The sequence below is a fragment of the Plesiomonas sp. genome (genome assembly GCF_051650925.1).
Taxonomy (GTDB): Bacteria; Pseudomonadota; Gammaproteobacteria; order Enterobacterales; family CAMTGL01; genus Plesiomonas.
The window spans coordinates 1-1031 of record NZ_JBOFRH010000284.1 but is presented as its reverse complement, the minus strand read 5'-3'; the positions used below and the strand labels follow the sequence as shown (position 1 = coordinate 1031).

Genomic DNA, 1031 nt, shown 5'->3' with positions numbered 1-1031 from the left:
ACAGTAAGAGAATCAGTAAAATAACATGGAGATAACGATGAAAAAGCGTTCACTGACAGCATTGGCATTGCTGACCGCTGCGGTATTCACTGCCGGTTGCTCTGATAATAAATTTGAGCAGGAAACGGCGGCAGAGAAGCAGGCTGTTACGCTTGCCCGTGAAGCACAGCAGGGCGGCTACCAGTTGATTACGGTGGAAGAGCTGAAAAATCGTCTGGATGGTCAACAAGATATGCTCATTATCGATACCATGCCGTACGACAGCAGCTTCAAGAAGGGCCACATTCCGGGTGCTAAAAACTTTGTGTTCGCTAAACAAGCTACCGATGGCAAAAGCTGGGCGGCGTTGACCGAAGATAATCAATCCGAACAAGCCTTCTTGGAGCTACTGGGCCCAGATAAGAGCCGCACTATTGTTATGTACTGTGGCTTTGTCGCCTGTGGTCGTAGCCATAATGCCGCTATTTGGGCAGTAAACCAAGGCTACGAAAATGTGTATCGCTTGCCTGGTGGCATTTTTGCGTGGCGTGGTGCCGGTTATCCGGTTGAAGAAGTGAAATAACCGATGTGAAATTTTAGCTTCACTAAAGCGGCAGAACGGTATTGGCACCTATGGGCGTTAAACACATTCTGCCGTTTTTTATTGCCTTTGGCATACTGAGTAAAGTATTTCGCGTAAAGCGATGTTGATCTGAAACTTGCTGTGCGATGTAAAGTCAGTATCGGCGCATCAGCGAAAGAACTCACAAAATACAGCCGTTTACGTTTTCGCATGGCTCAGCTTTGTTACTGTGGATCAGTGAAATAACAAGGAGTGAGTTATGCGGAACGTGAAAACATGGATGCTGGCATCAGTGCTGATGGCTGGATGTGGCCTTTCGGTGCAAGCACGGGCTGAAGTGAATATTGGTTTTAAATATGACTACACCAAATACAGTGATTCTGGCTCTAATTACAGCGGTGATATCACGCTGAATCAATATTATGCCACGTTGGGGGCGAGTAATGAGTTCAGTGAAGCTTATCTGGCT

At 46.7% G+C, this 1031-nt stretch carries 2 protein-coding genes; both read left to right on the top strand.

Translation table 11 applies throughout. From position 1 onward, the window contains the following. Positions 1 to 37: 37 nt before the first annotated feature. Positions 38 to 562, top strand: coding sequence for a rhodanese-like domain-containing protein (locus tag ACRC27_RS06780; protein WP_152135606.1), 525 nt, complete (start codon positions 38 to 40; stop codon positions 560 to 562). A gap of 259 nt (positions 563 to 821) precedes the next feature. Then, positions 822 to 1031: hypothetical protein (locus ACRC27_RS06775; RefSeq protein WP_438639487.1), on the top strand; the 210-nt coding region annotated here is incomplete at its 3' end.